The following is a 17,055-nucleotide window of genomic DNA, read 5'->3' as shown; positions in this document are numbered from 1 at the left end:
TCGATGCTCAGGCCGCCTGCGGTATTGCTGGCGAAGCGGCGTCATCGCCCGATTGCGCCGCCGCTTCAGGCTCCCGGGCACCCTCGTCATCGAACCCACCTGTCAGTGCATCGTCGCTGGGCGGCCCCGCGTCGGGTCCGAACCGCATCTCGTCTGGAAGCCAGGACAAGGCACGCGCCTTGACGTCGGCGTCCGCGATGACGTCTCCTGCGAAGAGCTTCTCGGCCGAGACGGCGAGATCGAACTTGCGCGAGCTGGCATAGCGGCTCTTGAGGGCAAGGCCGCCGATCAACTCGAATAGGCCAAGGATCATCGGCTTGGTCAGCCGATCGAAAAAGTTGCGCGCGGTCGGCCGCCACCAGCGCACCGCGTCGATACCAAGCTTGGCACCCAGATGGGTGAGGAAGCTGCTGCCGCTGTGGCCGTCGGGAACCGCATTGATCGTGCGGGCGACCGCCCAGCCGAGCCAGGCAGCGCGCGCCGCATCATCGAGCGCGCAGAAGGCGTCGTAGCGCGCCTCGAGCGTGTCATGATCATGCCATGCCCGTTCAAGCCCCTGCTCGAATTGCGTCCAACCCCTGGCGGCCGCGGTGTCGCTTTCATAGCCATGGACCCGCGCTGTCGCGGCCCGGGCGGAAAGTTCGCTTGGCATGCCCGTCCAGCCGGTACCGAGCGCCTTGTCGACCATGATGAAGATGGCGAGGTTGAGCGCGAATTGGGGATCGTTGGCGACGTGCAGCGCAAGCAGTTCGGTCTTCATCATCGCAAGCTCATCGCGAAGCCGTCCGCTATAGGCGATGGCCCCGTCGGCCTCGCCTTCCTCGTCCCCCGCGCCGGGATCGCGCCCGCCAGCGTCATCCTCACCGGCCTCGTCCGTCATATCGTCATCATCGAGACCGTCGTCTTCGGCGGACAGGTCCTCGAGCGCATAGAAACTGTCGTGTAGCCGGGGCTTACCGTCCGCATCGATCATCACAAAGGCGATGGCACCGGCCTTTTGGGCAGGCGTCAGGGCGGCCTCCTGTGGCATCATGGCGTCGAGCTCGGCATGGAGCGCCTCGATGCGCTCGACTTGCTCTGGCGAATAGTCATCAGCGCCTTGCGCTGCTTCCTCAATCGTCGCCAGTTCGGCCTCGATCTCGACCTGTCGCTCGGCGGCATCGGGGCTGAGCGGACCGGGCTCGGGTTCGATCGCACACGGCAATTGATAGGTCATGCTGTAGGGGATCATGGTCGCTGGAACGACGCGCACCTCGGCAAAGCCTTCGCGCGCCCGGATCGCCTGCGCGGCTGTCTCAAGCGCCTCTTGCGCTAGTCTCTCGACGATCTCGCCGTCGCGCCAGATTTCGCTGCCGGCGTCGGTGAACAGATCCTCCTCGATCCGTCCGCCGGCCGCGATATAGGCGTCGCGCCCGACCAGCATCGCCTTGGGATCGGCACCGCAGAATGAACCTGTGGCGAGTAGCCGACGAATCTCGTTTGGATTGTTGCGATGATAGCTCGCCTGCACCTGCTCGAAGACCCGGGCCTGCCGTTCCTTGTCCGCCGTGCTCCCATAGGCCTTGGCGACGTCGATCGTGATCTCGAGCGCGCGCAGGGCGGCAAAGACGGGATCGGCCAGGTTAGCGAGGCGCAGGCGCCCAAGCACGAAGGTTTCAGTCTTGCCAAAGCGCTTTGCGACCTCGGCGGGCGACTTCTTCTCGCGCTCGATGATCATCCGGAAGGCGCAGCACTCGTCCGCCGGATTCATCGGCAGCTGGTAGAAATTTTCAGCAAGGCTCATCTCGATCGCGTCCCTCGCATTTTTCGCGATAAGGACGGGGACCATGAAGTCGGGATGGAGCGCGCCCTCGTCGATATTGGCGCGGGTCGCATCGAGTCGGCGGCCGCCGCCATAGATTTCGACCTGCCCCTTGCGCGCGCCGCGGCTCACACGCACGCCGATCAGATTTTCCAGCAGGAAGCCGCTGGCAGCGATATTGGCTTTGAGCTCGGCATCGGCCGAGGGGTCGCTGTGCGTGCGCACATTGTCGGGCGATTTGAAGCAGTCGCGCGCGAGCACATAAGCGATGGAGGGTGTCGTCATCCTGTTTCTCCGTGAACGCGCAGCCGCCTGCCTGTCAGACCGCTATCCGCGCCCGGCTCACTTTCTCCCTCCCCCCTTCCCGCAGCACGTCGTTCCAGTCGTTATGGCCGCGCCAGGGCCATAGGGTCTCGACTGCGAAGCCCTGGGAAAGATAGGTTGCACGAGCCAGGCGTTCGGCTCTCTGGCCTGCAGCATCATAGTCGGGGAGAAGCAGTATCTCCTCCACCGCCGGGGGCACGCGAATCTGGTGAAGCCGCTCTGCGCCGAGGACGGCCCAAACGGGGAGCCCAAGAAGGATCGACGCGGACTGGGCGCTCTCTATACCCTCGGCAAGTCCGAGGCGCGGCCCTGCTTCGCACAGGCGGACAGCGCCGCAGAGGGGACGGCCCAGGGTCCGTTTTGGTCGGCTGAGATCATGTGCGAGCGCGCGGCCATCGCGCTCCAGGAAGAGCCGTTGCACCGCAACGATCCTCTCTTGCGCCTCGATCCCCGCCAGGAGCGCTGGCCGAAACTGCACATCCCTGCCGCGGCCCAATGGCGTTCGTGGATGCCAGCGCAGCGCCTGCGAGCAGGCATCGATACCCCGCGCGCGCAGATAGATGTCGCCCGGCGTGTCGGCGAGTCCGTGGCCGCAGTTCCAGAGCGACCGGGCAAGCTCGCCCGTCCTTGGCGCGATCGCGCGCGCCATGTCAAAGGCCGCGGACCTTTCCACGGGCACGCGCAAGTCAAGGCGCCTGATCGCCCGCAGGACATCGAGCGTGTCGCATCCTGCAAAGCATTTGAACAGGAGGCTGCTGTGGCCGACACGGATCGAGAGGCTTGGGATCCTGTCGTCATGCGCGGGGCAGTGACACATCGCGCCGTGCGTCTGCCACTTGCCGCCAAGCCGATGGACGAGCCTCGCCGCTGCGAGGCCAAGAGAACTGATAGTCATGGGAAAGCGCCTGCAAAAATCTATATGCAAGCCGCTCACCCTTCCCCTCAAACGGCTTCCATCAAATATTAGCCATGTTCCAAAAACTACTGATACCAGATGATATTTGCGAAATATTCGCGGAACATTGTCCGACTTTCGGACCATCTCCATTTTATCAAAATCGCTTCTGGCGCGATGCTCTGGAAACCGCGATTCGGCGGTACAACCAAGGAGCATGACATGACGAAGAAGGATCAGGACAGCCACCGGCTCATCGACCTCGGCGCGGCGACGATCGTGACCAAGGGCCTCAACAATAATGGACCGCAGGACGATCCCTCGTCCCAGCGCATTTTCCAGATGGGCCTCAACGCCGAGTGATCGGCACCGGACGCGCGTCCGCGCGCGTCCGGCTAGGGGGAGGCTCTCCATGTCCATGCAATTACGGCCCGGCCTGGTTCACGCCATCTGCCAGGATGATATCATCCTTCTCGACCTCGAACAGGACCGCTATTTTGCTGTCCCACGGGTCTTGCATGGAAGCTTCCTGCGTGTCGTGGCGGCTGGGGAGCAGAATGCCGCTGACCTGGCCGCACTTGCCGACCTGCTCGGCCCTGCTGGCCTGCAGCCGGGTTCGCCTCAAGCCGATTCCAGGACCGACAGGCTCCAGGCGGTGGAGGGCAAACTCCCATGCCAACAACAGTCAGCCGGGGGGGCGCTTTTTGCGCGCGCCCTTCTTCTGCGCGCCTATGCCATTGCCTGGCTCCGCATCGCGCCTCTCGATCGGGTGATCGGCCGCCTGGAAGCAAGAAAACGGAACCTCCAAAAATCGCGCATTGATCAGGTCAAAGCGGGACTGGTGGCGCAGGCATTCGCACGCACTGGCCCCTTTTTCCCGACTGACGATCGCTGCCTCTCGATTTCAACAGCCCTCATGATGGCCATGCTCGACCGGGACATTCCCGCAACGCTGGTCATTGGCGTGCGAACGGCCCCATTCTCGGCCCATTGCTGGGTCCAGCTCGACGGGCTGCTGGTCAATGACAATCTCGAGACTGCGCGCAGCTTCTCGCCGATACTGGCGGTCTGATATGGGCGGCCGTTATATCTGCTTTATCGATATGGCGATGGACACAGGATCTGTCGGAACGATCCCCCAAAAGGCGCCTTCGGGCTTCCGCCCTGTCCTTGAAGCACAAGGACTTTCCCTGCATGTGAGCGGACCGATCGAGGTGCCAAAGCCAGCGGAAGGAGACTATGTCATCCTCGGCCTTGCCTTCCCAAGAGAGATGACGGCGAATGAGTGCGACACGAATGACCCGGCCAAAGCTCTTCTGGCCCGACACTGGGGTGCTTTTGTCGCCATCAACGCCACAGAGCCTGGACAGGTCAGCCTTGTTCGCGATCCATCCGGACAACTGCCCTGCTATTATCGACGACATGAGGGTGGCTGGATAGTCGCCTCCGATGTCGATCTGCTGCGCCTCTATGATCGACGTCCCCTGGACATCGACTGGACGGAAGTTGCCGAAGAGCTTCTGTTCATCAACCATTTCACGGCCCGAACGGGGCTGACCGGGGTCTACGAACTGCTCGCTGGTGAAGAAATGACCGTCACAGCGCAGGGGATCGAGACAAAAGCCGCATGGACTCCTTGGGATCCTGCAATGTCACCGGTGGAGACGGTGGAGGAAGCGGTCGACCGTCTCGAAAGCGCATTCACCCTTGTGCATCAGGCGCTTGCGGCCAGATATTCACACCCCCTCATCACGGTCTCGGGCGGCCTCGATTCCTCCATCGTTGCCACACAGATAGCGCAGTTCACGAAGGACGCGCGGCTTCTTACATTCTACACCGACGGCGATCCATATGGAGATGAACGCGCCTTCGCCGCGATCGTCGCCAGGACATGCGAAGCACCGTTGACAGCGGTCCCTTATCGAGCGCCAGATTTTCCGACCAGTTGCCGGTCTGACATGTTTCTGCCGCGGCCGACCTATCGAACGATCGCTGGGCTGATCAACGCAAGGCTGCTCGATCAGAGCTATCTAGGCGGGCATGGCGCCGTCTTGGGCGGATTTGGGGGAGACAATAGTTTTTGCGGCATGGCACCGCCCTATGCGCTTGGCGATCTGCTCCAGGCTCGTCCCTCTCTGGCTGGCGTCTGGCAGATGCTTGCCGACCTCAGACGGATCACATCGGCCTCCTATATGGATCTTGCACGCCATGTCGCAAGAACGCTGCGCACGCGGTTTCAACCAGTGAACGCCTATGCCTGGCCGCGCGAGCCGGTCTTTCTCACCGCCGCGGTCGCGGAGCGGACCGCTCCCCAAAAGCTCCATCCCTGGCTAGATGCGCCTTGCGATGCGCTTCGCGGATCGACAGCCCATATCGCCGTGATCATCAGGGCGCATAATTATCTCGAGCGCTTTCCGCGATCAGCATCGACGGTCGGCCTGTCTCCCCTTCTCCTGGCACCGATCGTTGAGGCGTGTCTGAGCATCCCCAGCTGGATGTGGTGTGACGGCGGCATCGACAGGTCCATCGCCCGCCAGGCCGCGTCCACCCTCCCGCCCGAAATCGCAGAACGACGGAGCAAGGGGTCGCCGCTCGAGATGCATGCCCGCTATTTCGAGACCTACCGCCACGACCTGAAGGCGTTCCTCATCGAGGGTATGCTCGTCGAAAAACAGATTCTCGATGCAGACGCCGTTAGACGCTATTGCGAGCGCGAACCTCCCGTTCGAGACCTGGACTATCTGCGCCTGTTAGAGCTTGTCGATGCCGAAATCTGGTGCCGCTATCAGCGCGGATAGCTCGCCTGTTACGGCTGCACCAGCGGAGCAAGCGAGCGCGGCAGCGGACCTTTGCCGTCTGCAAGCAGATGATATTCGAACCAATCGATATTGCGGGCATAGGCAGCCCTGCGATGCGCGGGTTGCCAGAATATATGATATTCGTCTGGAAAAACATATAGGCTGAGCGGCTTGCCCTCCTGCCGAAATGCGGCCTCGACCTCGAGTGAATGCATATATTCGCGGTCGGCCGACTGGATCAGGATCGGCGTGTCGACATGGGCAGCATTGGCCGCAAGGGAATATTCCCGAACGCGCTCGCTGTTGCGGTCCTTATAGGCGGGAAAGCCTGCCGCCGTGGCGACTTTCGCGAGATAGGGGCCAATTGAGGCGTTTACCATTAAAGGATCGCTGCAGCAGCCGGCCATGGCGACTGCGCGAAAGACATTATGATGGATGAGCAGATAGGTCGCCTTGTCGACGCCGTCGCTAAAGCCGGTAAGACCGATGCGGTTCGGATCAACGACACCCTCCTTCTCCAGCATCGCAATTGCGGCCAGGATCGAGGAGGCGCCGCTCTTCTTGTCCGCCCATCCGTCAAAGCCTCGGCGATCGGCCTCGGCTTGAGTCTCCACTGGCTTCAAATAGCCAAAAAACGCAGGGCGCGTGTAGACGAGCACGGCAAACCCTCTGGCGGCCAAAGGGAATATGGGGAATAGGTCGCCCGTGCCTCCGCGCAGAAAGCCGCGCGACTGATAGCCCACGACGACGAGCGGCAAGCCAGCCGCCTTGGTCACGCCCGGTGGAAGGACAAGATCGCCAAAGCTTTCGAGGCCGATATCGTTTTTCCAGTGGAGACGACGAACCTCGCCCAGCGCGATCGCCCGCCACTCGGGATTTGGGTCGAGCAGCTCTCGCTCGGCGCCCGTGTCATAGTCGATAGCCATCAACCGACGCGGAACCGTCGAGCTTTCTACAGCGCAAACCAGACCTTCCGCGGAGGGCCGACAGCCATCCACGCGATCAGATGTCAGGAGCAGGCGGCGCCTCTTGTTCGTGGTGAGGTCCCAACTTACAATCTCGGTCAGGCTGTCGGCAGGTCCGGTTTCGCTGGAGAACAGCAGTCTGCGCTCATCGCGCCACCAGAGCTGGCGCGCCTTGGCGCAAGTGGCGTCACGGCATTCAACTCGTTCGCCACCCTTCCTGGACGCCGTGATAAATTTCGGCCCGTTGATAAGACCCGTGGTCCGAAAAGCGATGCGCGCCTCGAAGCCTGACGCATTGATCGCGCTTCCTGGTCCGACGCTTCCCGCAGTGGCAGCATCGGCCGCCCTTATGGCCCCTGAAGATAGCGCTACGGCAAAGCGCCTGGTCGCCGTTGGCCTGGGGAAAGGCGAGAAGCGCCATTCGGGCATCCAACGCTCGTCAAAGCGATAGCCGTCCTTTCCTTCTTCAATCACAGCCTGAGCGGCGGATGGGTCATCCGGCCGCGTGGCATATTCGATCTCCTTGCCGTCCTTGCTCCAGGAAAAATCCCGAACGTCCACCGGCGAGTGCGTCACCTGCAGAGGCTCTCCACCGGCCACTGCCACCCGCATGATCTGAACGATGCCATCGTGCCGCTCGGTATAGGCCAGCCATTTTCCATCAGGTGACCAGCGCGGTATGACGGCAGCTATGACCCCGCCTGAAAAATCGGGAATTTCGGGAAGATCGTAACGATTAAGCGCAACGCCGCCTCCTATGAGGATGGGCGCACTAACCTCCCCGGACCGGATATCGAGGATCACAATGCCCTGGCAAAAGTCATTCCGTCCTGCGTCTGCGCGTCGTAGAGTCAGAGCGATCTTCCTTCCATCGGGCGAGACGGTGAAGGGCGCTTCGACATCCGCCTGTCCGCCGATATCGCGCAGTTCCACTAGGACATCGATATCGGAAGGTCGCGTCGAGCCTGCAGCCGAACGCCAGTGCAGACGTTCTGTGCATCGATCTGCCTGCGGCGGCGGTGCCGCTTGGGACAGGGCGAGCGCGGCGACAGCCATAAGAGCCAGCACCGTCAGAAGCTCTTGGTGAGCGAGAGGCTCATGTAGCGGCCGATGGTAGGGTAGTTGGTGCTGTCGACTGGCATATAATTGCCCGAGTTCCGGATGATATCAGGCTTGGCATTGAGGATGTTGAGAGCGCTCACCTGCACATCGACGCCACCTGCGACATCAACATGATATTTGACCGACAGATCGACGCTGGCCATGCCCTTGAGTTCGACGGTGTCAACGCGCCGATTATCGTTCACGCCTCCGATATAGTTGATCACGGCATTCACGAGCAGGCTGTCGCGCGACCAGCCCACACCGCCGCGCAGCTTGAAATGGGGAGGATTGAAAATGGTGCCTGCAAGGTCGATCTTCGGCATCCCCGCGATGAGGATGCGGCTGGAGCGCAGATAAGTTGCGTTGCTAAAGAGGGAGAGCGTTCCCAGGCTTCCGGCATCGAAGCGATAGCTCAAGCTAAGATCGACGCCTGAAATCTGGTCCTTCGCTACATTCTGCGAACGACCATCGATAGTGGCGTAGACGCTTGCAGGGTCGAACGGAGCACCGGATCCGGTCTGATTTTCAAGGCCCAGCGGTGCCATGGCGATCGTCGCGGCTATCTCTTGGGGCGTGGGTGAGAATTGGACAAGGTTTCCAAACACCGGATCGATCAGCACGCGGTTCAGCGACGAGATCGGGTCGACGATTCTATTCCGGTAGTTGACCCTGAAATAGCTGAGCGAGAGATCGAGACCAGGTATCCGACTTGGATGGAAGACGAGGCTCGCGGAAAGGTTGTCCGCCTTTTCGGGTTTCAGTTCGCTATTGCCGCCATAGACGGCCAATATCGTCTGACCCGCTGGAGCGCCCGGCCGCTCGCCGTAGAGGTTTCCGGGAAACAGATAGACGGTAACGGGATTGAGCCGCTGATAGAGGGTCGGCGACTTGAAAGAGCGGCCCCAGCTCAGTTTGAAGTCGACATCCGCATTGGGTGACCAGACGAAACCCAGCTTTGGCGTCGCGAGCCTTCCGATGCCGGGATAGTCCTCATAACGAACGGCCGCTGAAAGCGAGGTGCGATAGAAGCCAGGGATCTCCTGGTCTGGCGAAGACAGTGGGATGCTGAGTTCGGCATAGCCGAATATATTCTCCTGATGTGCATCAATCGGATTGCTCGCCGCACGCGAGATGAAGGCGTCCCGCCGATAGCCGCCTCCAAAAGCGAGGCGGATGTCGCCGCCAGGAATGGCGACCAGTGGCCCATCGCCCGCGATTTCGCTTCCGATCGTCTCATTTTCCAGTACCGCGCTGCTGAAATAGCTGGGGAAAATGTGCGAGCGGCTCCTGAGATGACTACGCCCATAGATGCCGACTAACGAGAATTGCCAATCGCTCATGCGAAGCGTCGCTGAGGGCGCGACACTCAAATTCCAGCTAGACGTCGAAAAGACGATCCCCGACACCTCGACCGGCGCGTTATTGGTGTAGGGGCTGGAGCGCACGGCGTCCCGGTGTGCATAGAGGGCATCGAGCGCGAGGACCAGATTTTCGCCAACATCCTGATGGCCACTGCCGACGACGGCGTAGCTTTCGATCTTGGGATACAGGGTGAGATGTTCGTTCACGCCGGAAGCGAAGCTGCGGTCCCCCGCCAGAATCTCCGTGTTGCGGTCATAATTGCCCGTCAGCAGCACGCCGCCGGATCGCCAGAGCGTGCCGGCGGCGACATTGTAATTCTGGGTGGAATAGCCTCCGTCCGTCGCCGCACCCAGCACGGCGTTGGCCGTTACGCCGCGAAGATCCTTTTTGAGCACGATGTTCGCAACGCCGCCGATCGCATCGGAACCATAGAGCGCGGACGCACCATCAGGCATGATTTCGACCCGTTCTACCGCCGCGAAAGGGATGCTGGAGAAATCCACCGACTGATTGCTGAGATTATAGGCGAGCCGGTGACCGTTGAGCAGCGTCAATGTGGAGCCGGGTCCAAGCCCGCGCAGGTTGAGCGCGGTTGAGGAATCCGTGTTTCTGCTTCCCGATGCCTCGGCGCCGTTGCCGACCCCTGGGCTTTGACCACCGGTGAAATTCTGCGGGATTGCGGCTGCGAGACCGCGCATGTCTGTGATCCCCTGGTCTCGCGCCTGTGCGGTCTCATAGCTGTAGACCTGCGAAGCTGATGCCACGCCCCTTATGCGCGATCCTGTCACGACAATGGCTTCGCCCCTTTGCTCGGCTCCCTGTCCCCCGGCAGCCCCGGAGGGAAGGCGAATGTAAATGGCGTCGGAACCCATTTCGACCTTAAAACCCGTCCCCATCAGGGCACGAGCCAATGCCTGCGGTGCTGTGAGACGCCCCTCAATCCCAGGCGCGGAGAGGCCAGCCATCGCATCTCCTGGGAAAATGATCTGCCTTCCTGTCAGTGTCCCGATCGCCAGCAATGTCTTGGTAAGCGGCTGCGCTGGCAAATCGATCATGACAGGGGCGCTGACCTCGTCGCGCGCGGATGCCTTTGGAAGGGTATGAGCGACCGCGATGGCAAGCAGGCTGCTTGCCACCCAATGACGGGCGTTATGCATGGAATGTCCCCCAGTTGTGGCAGGCCCGGTGTTGGCGGGCTCTGACGGGGACATTGTGAAAGTCCGGCCCTACCCTAAACCGGACGAAAGATTTTTATGTCGGGGACAAACGGATCGTCCCGCCCTCTTCGAGCAGCTGCAGGGATAAGGCGTGCGCAATGACGGCCGCGAGCCGACGGGTGTCGTTGAGGCGCACCGTGCCGTAGAAACGCCGCTGGCCAAGCGCGGGATCGGCGAGGATGATCTTCACCACGCCATAGCGGTTGGCATGGCCCAACACCTGCGCCAGCGGCACGCCGTCAAAAGACATGAGCCCGCTTGGCCAGTTGGTGGCCGCAAGCTCGTCACTCGCCATCTTCGCAATAGCCGTTCGCCCATCCGGGCCGTAGCTAGCGCGATAGCCTTTGGCGACCCGGGTAGCATTAGAGGGTCTCAAAGCCGACCATTTGCCTGCGGTCCGAAGCTCAGCCGTGCCCCGCAAGAATGACATGTCAACCTCCTGATAGCGCGACAAGCCAATGTCGACCAAGGAGCCAAGCGTGGTGATCGTCCCCGCGCCAGCTGCGACCACGAACGGTCTGGAAGCTGTTGCAACGGCCAGGCGGATACGGCCGCGCTCGAGGCGCAGCCGCCTGTTCGAGCGCCCCGGCTCGAAGGTGACCAGGCTGTCCGTGTCAAGCGTCACCATCGACCCGTCATCGAGCCGGATCGTTCGAATCTCGCCCAGCGCTGTCTGCAGTTGCCCTGGCGCGCCAAGCGCACGTCTTGCCAGTCGGTCGGGAGCTGCCTCCCGCTTTCCCTCAAAGTAGAAAACACCAATGCCCATGAAGATGGCGAGTGCCGCCGTCAGAGCAGGCCCCTTCCATCGGGACGCGTGAAATGCATGCCTGGGTTCCTGCGTTTGGTCAGCGGTCCGGTCAAGATCGACCCCGCGCAGCTTCTCGCCAAAACCATAGAGTTCGCTCACCTCGCTATAGACCTGACGGTGCACGCCCCCGAGGGAGAGCCAAGCTTCGAAGGCAGCCCTGTGCTGGTCGGCATCCTCGCCGTGCATGCGCAGGCACCAGCTGATCGCCTCGTCAAGCAATGGGTTGGGTGTCGGCTCTCCCCGCTGCGCTGTGGATTTTTTGCTCATGACCCGTAAAATGCCTGATGGAGCCGCGCCAAGGCGCGACCCATATGATATTCGACCGACTTGATCGAGAGGTTCACCCGATCGGCAATTTCGCCGTAGGTCAGTCCGTCCACCCTGTGGAGGAGGAATATCTCGCGGGTTTGGGGGCCAAGCGTATCAAGCACGGCTACATAGCGACTGGTCGCGTCATCGGCCTCCAGAGCCCATTCCTGTTCGGGGGGAACGGCCACGCCTAGCGCCTCGTCCAGATCTGCTTGCACCAGTCGTCCTGGCCGCGCGCCGCGGCGGAAACGCTCGAACACGAGATTGCGTGTGACCCGTTGCAGATAGGCTTCCGGCCGCTCGAGCAGGATCTGCGGGCGCGCGGCAGCCAGACTGACGAAGGCCTCCTGTACAAGGTCGTGGACATCTTCGGTCCGCCCGATCCGACTTCGAACGAAACGCGCAAGACCAGGTGCCTCGGACCGGAAAAGCCGCTCGAGAATGCGTCTGCGTGTTTGCTGCGCTCCCTCGGCGCTGGCCTTCCCGCCATCACTGCGTGGCATATGGTGAACTGCCAGGCGCGCGGCAGACTGCGCGGCGATGCTGTGAAAACGACATACGAAAATAGGCCCGGACACAAATATGGAATCCGGGACGTGCCGGTTCCATTGCATTGATCGGTGCCGTGCCTGGAGACGAAGCCGTCTCGCGGAGCAAGCGGGCCGTCCGATGGACAGCCATGGTGCATGGCCTAATTCTTTGCCTTTTCGCATTCCCCTGTCAATCATCCCCGAAGAGAGCTCAGGCACCTTTGGCTCGATGCCAGAAATTCCGATAATCGGCTCGCTGCGCCAAGGCCTCATCTGTCCCTGCACAACGTAGCGCGCCATCAACGAGGAAGAGAACTTGGTCGGCCATACGGGCAATATGCCGACGATGGGTCACAAGAATGATCGTGCTCTGGGCACGCTCGCGCCGCAATGTCTCGATCGCAGCAGTCTCACTCTGCAGATCGAGCGCTGAGGTCGCCTCGTCGAGGATGAGGACCGGCACCGCCGCGCTCGCCAGCCGCGCGAGTTCGAGCTTTTGAATCTGGCCGCCAGACAGTCCGTGACCGCCTTCTCCGACCGGCATGTCGAGTTCGGGCATACGGTCATCTGGGTAGAAGCGAAGCGCCTGTAGCCGTCGCTGCAGGCACTGCGCTTGTGATGCTGCCGGGGGATAGAGGCCATTTTCGCCAAGCGAACGCGCAAACAGCCCAATATGCTGCGGGACATAGAGGATATGCCGGTGCCGGTGCTCGCGCGGCACATCTGCAAGGATGATGCCGTTGACATCCACATTGCCTGCCAAAGGATCCAGCAATCCCGCGATGAGACGAGCAAGAGTCGATTTGCCCGAACCGTTAGCGCCAACCAGGACAGTGAGGCTTCCAGCTTCGATGGTGGCGCTGACATCACGAACAACGTGCCTGATACCGTCAAAAGCGAAGCTGATGTCGGCGAGCTGGACCCGCGCCGGACCATCGGGCAGTGGGCCTGGACATGAAGGCGATCGCGCATGACCATCGATCAAGGCCAATGTTTCGCGGATCTGCGCGACGGCCCGTCCCGCCTGCCTCAGCAGGAAGCCAAAGCCGCCAAGCGGCAGGACAAGGCGTAACGCGTAAGCCTGCAACAAAATGAGGTCCCCTACTGTCAGCCGGAAAGCCAGCACGTCACGGACTGCGAGACCAAGAAGGAGGACGAGACCCAGCGTTACGGCGCTGCATTGCACGGCCGCCATCAAGACAAGGGACCGGGTGCCGCGGCCAGCCTCCTTTGCTCGCTCGCCGGCGACCAGGGCTGCGCGCGCAAGCTCGGCGTCCATATTGCCATTGAATATGACGCGCGGAGCATTGCGCAGAAGATCGGCGACACATGCCGTCAGGCTTGCAGACCGCTCATTCGCTGTCACAGCCTGATGCTGGTAGCGCTCGGCCCCCACCATGGTGACGAAGCAATAGCCTGCGAGTGTCAAGCCGATCAGTACCGCATAGATCCAGGGAACGACCGCCAGGATCACGCAGAAAGCCACCGCCATCTGAACCATGAGGGGAACGGCCTGCCATAAAAAGCCGTCGATCAAGAGATGGAGGCTGAACGGCAGTCGTTCGATCTGCCCGAGCAGCCTCCCCCCCATGGCGTCAGGGTTCCTCGCCATGATGGGAAGGCGAGCGGCAAGAAGCTGCACCGCCAGGTCGCCGGCAATCGCCTCGACGATGCGGGTCGTGCTGTGATGACGCAAAGCAGCGATCAAGCCGGCGGCAGCGGCCGTAAGTGCAAAGAGGATCACGGCGACAACCATCGGCGCCGAAGGCGCATGTGGCTGGGAGAGGCGATCGACAAGAAGCTTGAGCAGCAGAGGGCCCGCAACAAGGAGGAGGATACCGACCCCCTCGCCTGCCATCCCGATAAAGACTGCGTCGCGGACGCCCAAGCGCTTGTCGACCATCATTTGCGTGAGGCGAAACATGAGGGCCAGCGCAGACATTGCTTCCTCCGTGAGATGTACAGCCTCCCGGCAAAGGGTCGCTTGGCCTGCCTCACGGATCGCAGCCTCGGGCGCGCGAAGCCATCGGAACAAGTCCGAAAATCGGACAAAGCCTCGCATTCGTTCCGCACGATCATCTTGCGAACCGGGATTGCGGAGGGATCATGCTCGGTGAAACATATTTTCTTCGACGCTCGGCCGCGCGAACGCTTGTTTGTCGTAAATTCTCCCTGGCTCCCCCTCTCGACAGAAGCCGACGGATTGGGCATTCAAGCCCCTCCTTATCACAGCTGGACTATGACCTATGACCGTGACCGATATCATCGCTTCGATCGCTACCGATGAAGGGCTTGCCAAGTCCGATGTGAAGAAGGTCATCGACGGGCTGTTCGCAAAAATTGCGGATGCGGCCGGTAAGGATGAGGAGGTCTCGGTTCCAGGCTTTGGCAAGTTCAAGGTCAAGCACAGTGCTGCGCGCGATGGCCGCAACCCAGCAACCGGCGAAACGATCAGCATTGCTGCGTCGAAGAAGCTGGGCTTCACGCCAGCCAAGGCACTAAAAGATAAGCTGAACGGCTGATCCGCCATGAGCCCTTCTCTTCTCGTGAGAAGGGCCTAACTATTGATTTGCGCAGAGAAGTGACCCGGGGAGGCCCGTAATTTTCACTTAGAAGTGACCTATGTTAGATCACGTCCCTGGCTTTGGCGAGCGGGGGACCATGATATACTGCAACAGTGCACCCCCAGAATCGCATCATCTTGCCAGTCTTTCAGTTCGTCGCCGGAACCGGATCCCAGCCCCCACCCAGCGCGCGGAACGAGGCGACCGCGCCGCGGCTTGCGGCGGCGCGAGCCTGGATCGCACCATCTCGGGTTTCGAGCAGCCTACGGTCAGCATCGAGCACTTCGATCAAGCTGACCGCCCCACCCTTGTAAGCGGCAAACGAGGATGTCCGCGCGCGCGTCAATGCTATTTCACCTTGTGACAAAGCTGCCGCACGCGCCTCCTGCTGGACCAATGTCGAGAAGGCATCCTCGACATCCTGCGACGCACGCAGGACGGTCAGGCGATACGCAGCCAGCGCCTCGGCATTACGGCCCTTGGCAGCCTTGATCTCCGCATCGACACGACCAAAATCGAACAGGCGCCAGCGCAAGCCCAACACGCCGTTGGCTTGCGTCGCATTGCCAGTGAACAGACCACCTGCCGCCGTCGTCGCCGTGCCAAGCAGACCGCTTAGCGAGATTTTGGGATAATATTCAGAGACGGCGACCCCGATCCGGGCGTTGGAAGCGGCAAGCGTCCGTTCCGCCGCAATGATATCGGGCCGACGCCGCAAAAGCGCTGCCGGCCCGCCCGCCGTCGATACAGCAGGGGACAGCGGTATCGGGGAGAGCGTCGCCAGTTCAGATCGCGTTGTGCCGGGCTGAACGCCGATCAGCACATCGAGGGCATTCATCGCCATGTCGAGTTCGTTCTGTAAAGCCGGGATCGAGGCGCGCACCTGCGCCAGCGCGCCTTCGGCCTGGCGAACCTGTAGCTCGGCCGCGACGCCTTTGCGATATTGAAGGGTGATCAGATCGACGAGTTTCTGCTGGGTGTCGGTTTGCGCGCGCGCCACGTCGAGGCGCGCCTGCAAGGTCCGGATGGCGATATAGGTATCCGCAGTCTGCGCAGCCACTGCAAGGCGTGCGGCGACTGCTGCCGCCGCCGATGCCTGCCAATCCGCGCGGGCCGCGTCGCGAGCGGCGTCACGGCCACCGAACAGGTCAATTTCCCAACTGGCGCCAAGATTAAACTCATAGGTTTCGGTTGAACGCTCGAATTGCGGGAATGCGCTGCCAATCCGTCCGATCGGAGTTTCCAGCGACTGATAGGTTTCGCCACCCTGACCGCTCATCTGCCCGGATGGCAGGAGCGCGGCGTTGGCATTCTTCAGCGCGGCGCGCGCCTGAACGACGCGCGCGCTCGCCCGCTGCAGATCCAGATTCTGGGCGAGCGCGCGCTCGACGAGACTGGTCAGCAGCGGGTCTTGGAACGCCCGCCACCAATTGACCAGGTCCGCCATCTGCGTTGCCGCAGTTCGCGAATCGACGGCGGGAGCGCCGACAAAAGCAGTCGGCGCCGAGGAAACCGGCGCGACGTAGCGAGGCCCGACAGCACAGCCGCCCAGAAGCGCGGCCGTAGCTGACAACAGGAATGCGGATCGACGGTGTCGCATGTTCAAGCCTCGAGAGATTGAGTTCAATATATGACTAATGTTCCTTATGGTCACGATTTGTCAATGCTGGCTGGAGCGTTTAAGGAGCGAGCATGATGAAACCATCCACTCCAACGGCCTCGACCCGCGGGCCGGCCGAACACAGCGTACGTGATCAGATCGTCGAAGCCGCGAATGAATGTTTTGCGCGCTACGGCTATGGCAAAACCGCGGTCTCTGACCTGGCGCGCGAGATCGGCTTCTCGAAAGCCTATATCTATCGCTTCTTTGAATCGAAACAGGCGATCGGCGAAGCCATCTGTAGCGCCCGCCTCGTGCAAATCCTCAGCGAGGCGCGTGCCGCCATCGATGAAGGCGGCAGCGCGACCGACCGGCTCCGTCGTATGTTCAAAAGCGTTACTGCGCTCAGCGTCGCCCTGTTTTTCGATGATCGAAAGATCTTTGAGATTGCGGCGCTATCGGCGAAGGAGCGCTGGTCATCGACGCAAGTCTATGCCGATGCCCTCAAAGCGATGCTGGAGGAGATCATCCGGGATGGCCGCGAAAATGGGGAGTTCGAACGCAAGACACCGATCGACGAAATCTGCCGATCGATATTCTACGCGATGACCCCCTTTATCGATCCACTTCATCTCGAGCGGAATCTGGACCTGCTTCCCGACGCACAAAGCGAGGTTATGGGCCTCATCCTGCGCAGCCTAGCACCCTAAACCCGGCCAGATCAGATTTATGTGACCTATTGACAATATGGTCACTAGACACTTATCGATCCTCCATA

At 61.4% G+C, this 17,055-nt stretch carries 13 protein-coding genes; 5 read left to right on the top strand and 8 right to left on the bottom strand.

Going from position 1 to position 17,055, the window contains the following annotated elements; translation table 11 throughout:
• Positions 1-7: 7 nt before the first annotated feature.
• Complete coding sequence (locus tag ACZ2HM_RS03425; protein ID WP_470426256.1) at positions 8-2,086, bottom strand: ParB/RepB/Spo0J family partition protein; 2,079 nt, start codon at positions 2,084-2,086, stop codon at positions 8-10.
• A 34-nt stretch (positions 2,087-2,120) separates the two neighbouring features.
• Positions 2,121-3,020 (bottom strand): DUF7146 domain-containing protein, encoded by a 900-nt coding sequence (locus ACZ2HM_RS03420; RefSeq protein ID WP_313924002.1) that lies wholly within the window; start codon positions 3,018-3,020, stop codon positions 2,121-2,123.
• Positions 3,021-3,242: 222 nt separating this feature from the next.
• On the opposite strand from ACZ2HM_RS03420, the gene ACZ2HM_RS03415 reads away from it, so the two are divergent.
• The 3 genes from ACZ2HM_RS03415 to ACZ2HM_RS03405 are packed head-to-tail and all read left to right on the top strand — an operon-like array spanning position 3,243 to position 5,818.
• Positions 3,243-3,383: a hypothetical protein gene (locus tag ACZ2HM_RS03415; RefSeq protein ID WP_470426255.1), complete on the top strand. Its 141-nt coding sequence runs from the start codon at positions 3,243-3,245 to the stop codon at positions 3,381-3,383.
• A 49-nt stretch (positions 3,384-3,432) separates the two neighbouring features.
• A complete protein-coding gene (locus ACZ2HM_RS03410) occupies positions 3,433-4,092 on the top strand; it encodes a lasso peptide biosynthesis B2 protein (RefSeq protein WP_470426254.1) in 660 nt (219 codons plus the stop codon).
• Positions 3,980-5,818, top strand: a complete 1,839-nt coding sequence (locus ACZ2HM_RS03405; protein ID WP_470426253.1) for an asparagine synthase-related protein — start codon at positions 3,980-3,982, stop codon at positions 5,816-5,818. Before ACZ2HM_RS03410 ends, ACZ2HM_RS03405 begins: the two co-directional genes overlap by 113 nt.
• 8 nt (positions 5,819-5,826) lie before the next feature.
• Here ACZ2HM_RS03405 and ACZ2HM_RS03400 read toward each other — a convergent pair whose 3' ends face one another.
• From ACZ2HM_RS03400 to ACZ2HM_RS03380, 5 genes are all read right to left on the bottom strand, one after another.
• Positions 5,827-7,851, bottom strand: coding sequence for an Atxe2 family lasso peptide isopeptidase (locus tag ACZ2HM_RS03400; protein WP_470426252.1), 2,025 nt, complete (start codon positions 7,849-7,851; stop codon positions 5,827-5,829).
• Positions 7,852-7,853: 2 nt separating this feature from the next.
• On the bottom strand, positions 7,854-10,121 hold the full coding sequence (locus ACZ2HM_RS03395) for a TonB-dependent receptor plug domain-containing protein (protein WP_470426787.1): 2,268 nt from the start codon (positions 10,119-10,121) through the stop codon (positions 7,854-7,856).
• A gap of 379 nt (positions 10,122-10,500) precedes the next feature.
• Complete coding sequence (locus tag ACZ2HM_RS03390) at positions 10,501-11,541, bottom strand: FecR family protein (protein ID WP_470426251.1); 1,041 nt, start codon at positions 11,539-11,541, stop codon at positions 10,501-10,503.
• Positions 11,538-12,086, bottom strand: a complete 549-nt coding sequence (locus ACZ2HM_RS03385; protein WP_470426250.1) for an RNA polymerase sigma factor — start codon at positions 12,084-12,086, stop codon at positions 11,538-11,540. The genes ACZ2HM_RS03390 and ACZ2HM_RS03385 overlap by 4 nt, the downstream gene beginning before the upstream one ends.
• A 238-nt stretch (positions 12,087-12,324) precedes the next feature.
• A complete protein-coding gene (locus tag ACZ2HM_RS03380) occupies positions 12,325-13,308 on the bottom strand; it encodes an ATP-binding cassette domain-containing protein (protein ID WP_470426786.1) in 984 nt (327 codons plus the stop codon).
• A gap of 1,051 nt (positions 13,309-14,359) precedes the next feature.
• On the opposite strand from ACZ2HM_RS03380, the gene ACZ2HM_RS03375 reads away from it, so the two are divergent.
• Positions 14,360-14,635 (top strand): HU family DNA-binding protein, encoded by a 276-nt coding sequence (locus tag ACZ2HM_RS03375; RefSeq protein WP_169574595.1) that lies wholly within the window; start codon positions 14,360-14,362, stop codon positions 14,633-14,635.
• A gap of 190 nt (positions 14,636-14,825) precedes the next feature.
• Here ACZ2HM_RS03375 and ACZ2HM_RS03370 read toward each other — a convergent pair whose 3' ends face one another.
• A complete protein-coding gene (locus tag ACZ2HM_RS03370) occupies positions 14,826-16,277 on the bottom strand; it encodes an efflux transporter outer membrane subunit (protein WP_313923991.1) in 1,452 nt (483 codons plus the stop codon).
• 92 nt (positions 16,278-16,369) lie between these two features.
• On the opposite strand from ACZ2HM_RS03370, the gene ACZ2HM_RS03365 reads away from it, so the two are divergent.
• Positions 16,370-16,987, top strand: a complete 618-nt coding sequence (locus tag ACZ2HM_RS03365; protein ID WP_313923990.1) for a TetR/AcrR family transcriptional regulator — start codon at positions 16,370-16,372, stop codon at positions 16,985-16,987.
• Positions 16,988-17,055 lie beyond the last annotated feature (68 nt).

The organism is Sphingobium sp. KKT206 (assembly GCF_055640555.1).
The sequence above is the reverse complement of the archived record's forward strand: the minus strand, read 5'-3'. Positions and strand labels throughout refer to the sequence as shown.

Bases quoted from the DNA above. Each gene is read 5' to 3' on its own strand.
- ACZ2HM_RS03425 (WP_470426256.1), bottom strand. From the start codon at position 2,086: ATGACGACACCCTCCATCGCTTATGTGCTCGCGCGCGACTGCTTCAAA.
- ACZ2HM_RS03420 (WP_313924002.1), bottom strand. From the start codon at position 3,020: ATGACTATCAGTTCTCTTGGCCTCGCAGCGGCGAGGCTCGTCCATCGG.
- ACZ2HM_RS03415 (WP_470426255.1), top strand. From the start codon at position 3,243: ATGACGAAGAAGGATCAGGACAGCCACCGGCTCATCGACCTCGGCGCG.
- ACZ2HM_RS03410 (WP_470426254.1), top strand. From the start codon at position 3,433: ATGTCCATGCAATTACGGCCCGGCCTGGTTCACGCCATCTGCCAGGAT.
- ACZ2HM_RS03395 (WP_470426787.1), bottom strand. From the start codon at position 10,121: ATGGGTTCCGACGCCATTTACATTCGCCTTCCCTCCGGGGCTGCCGGG.
- ACZ2HM_RS03390 (WP_470426251.1), bottom strand. From the start codon at position 11,541: ATGAGCAAAAAATCCACAGCGCAGCGGGGAGAGCCGACACCCAACCCA.
- ACZ2HM_RS03385 (WP_470426250.1), bottom strand. From the start codon at position 12,086: ATGCCACGCAGTGATGGCGGGAAGGCCAGCGCCGAGGGAGCGCAGCAA.
- ACZ2HM_RS03380 (WP_470426786.1), bottom strand. From the start codon at position 13,308: ATGGCGGCCGTGCAATGCAGCGCCGTAACGCTGGGTCTCGTCCTCCTT.
- ACZ2HM_RS03375 (WP_169574595.1), top strand. From the start codon at position 14,360: ATGACCGTGACCGATATCATCGCTTCGATCGCTACCGATGAAGGGCTT.
- ACZ2HM_RS03370 (WP_313923991.1), bottom strand. From the start codon at position 16,277: ATGCGACACCGTCGATCCGCATTCCTGTTGTCAGCTACGGCCGCGCTT.
- ACZ2HM_RS03365 (WP_313923990.1), top strand. From the start codon at position 16,370: ATGATGAAACCATCCACTCCAACGGCCTCGACCCGCGGGCCGGCCGAA.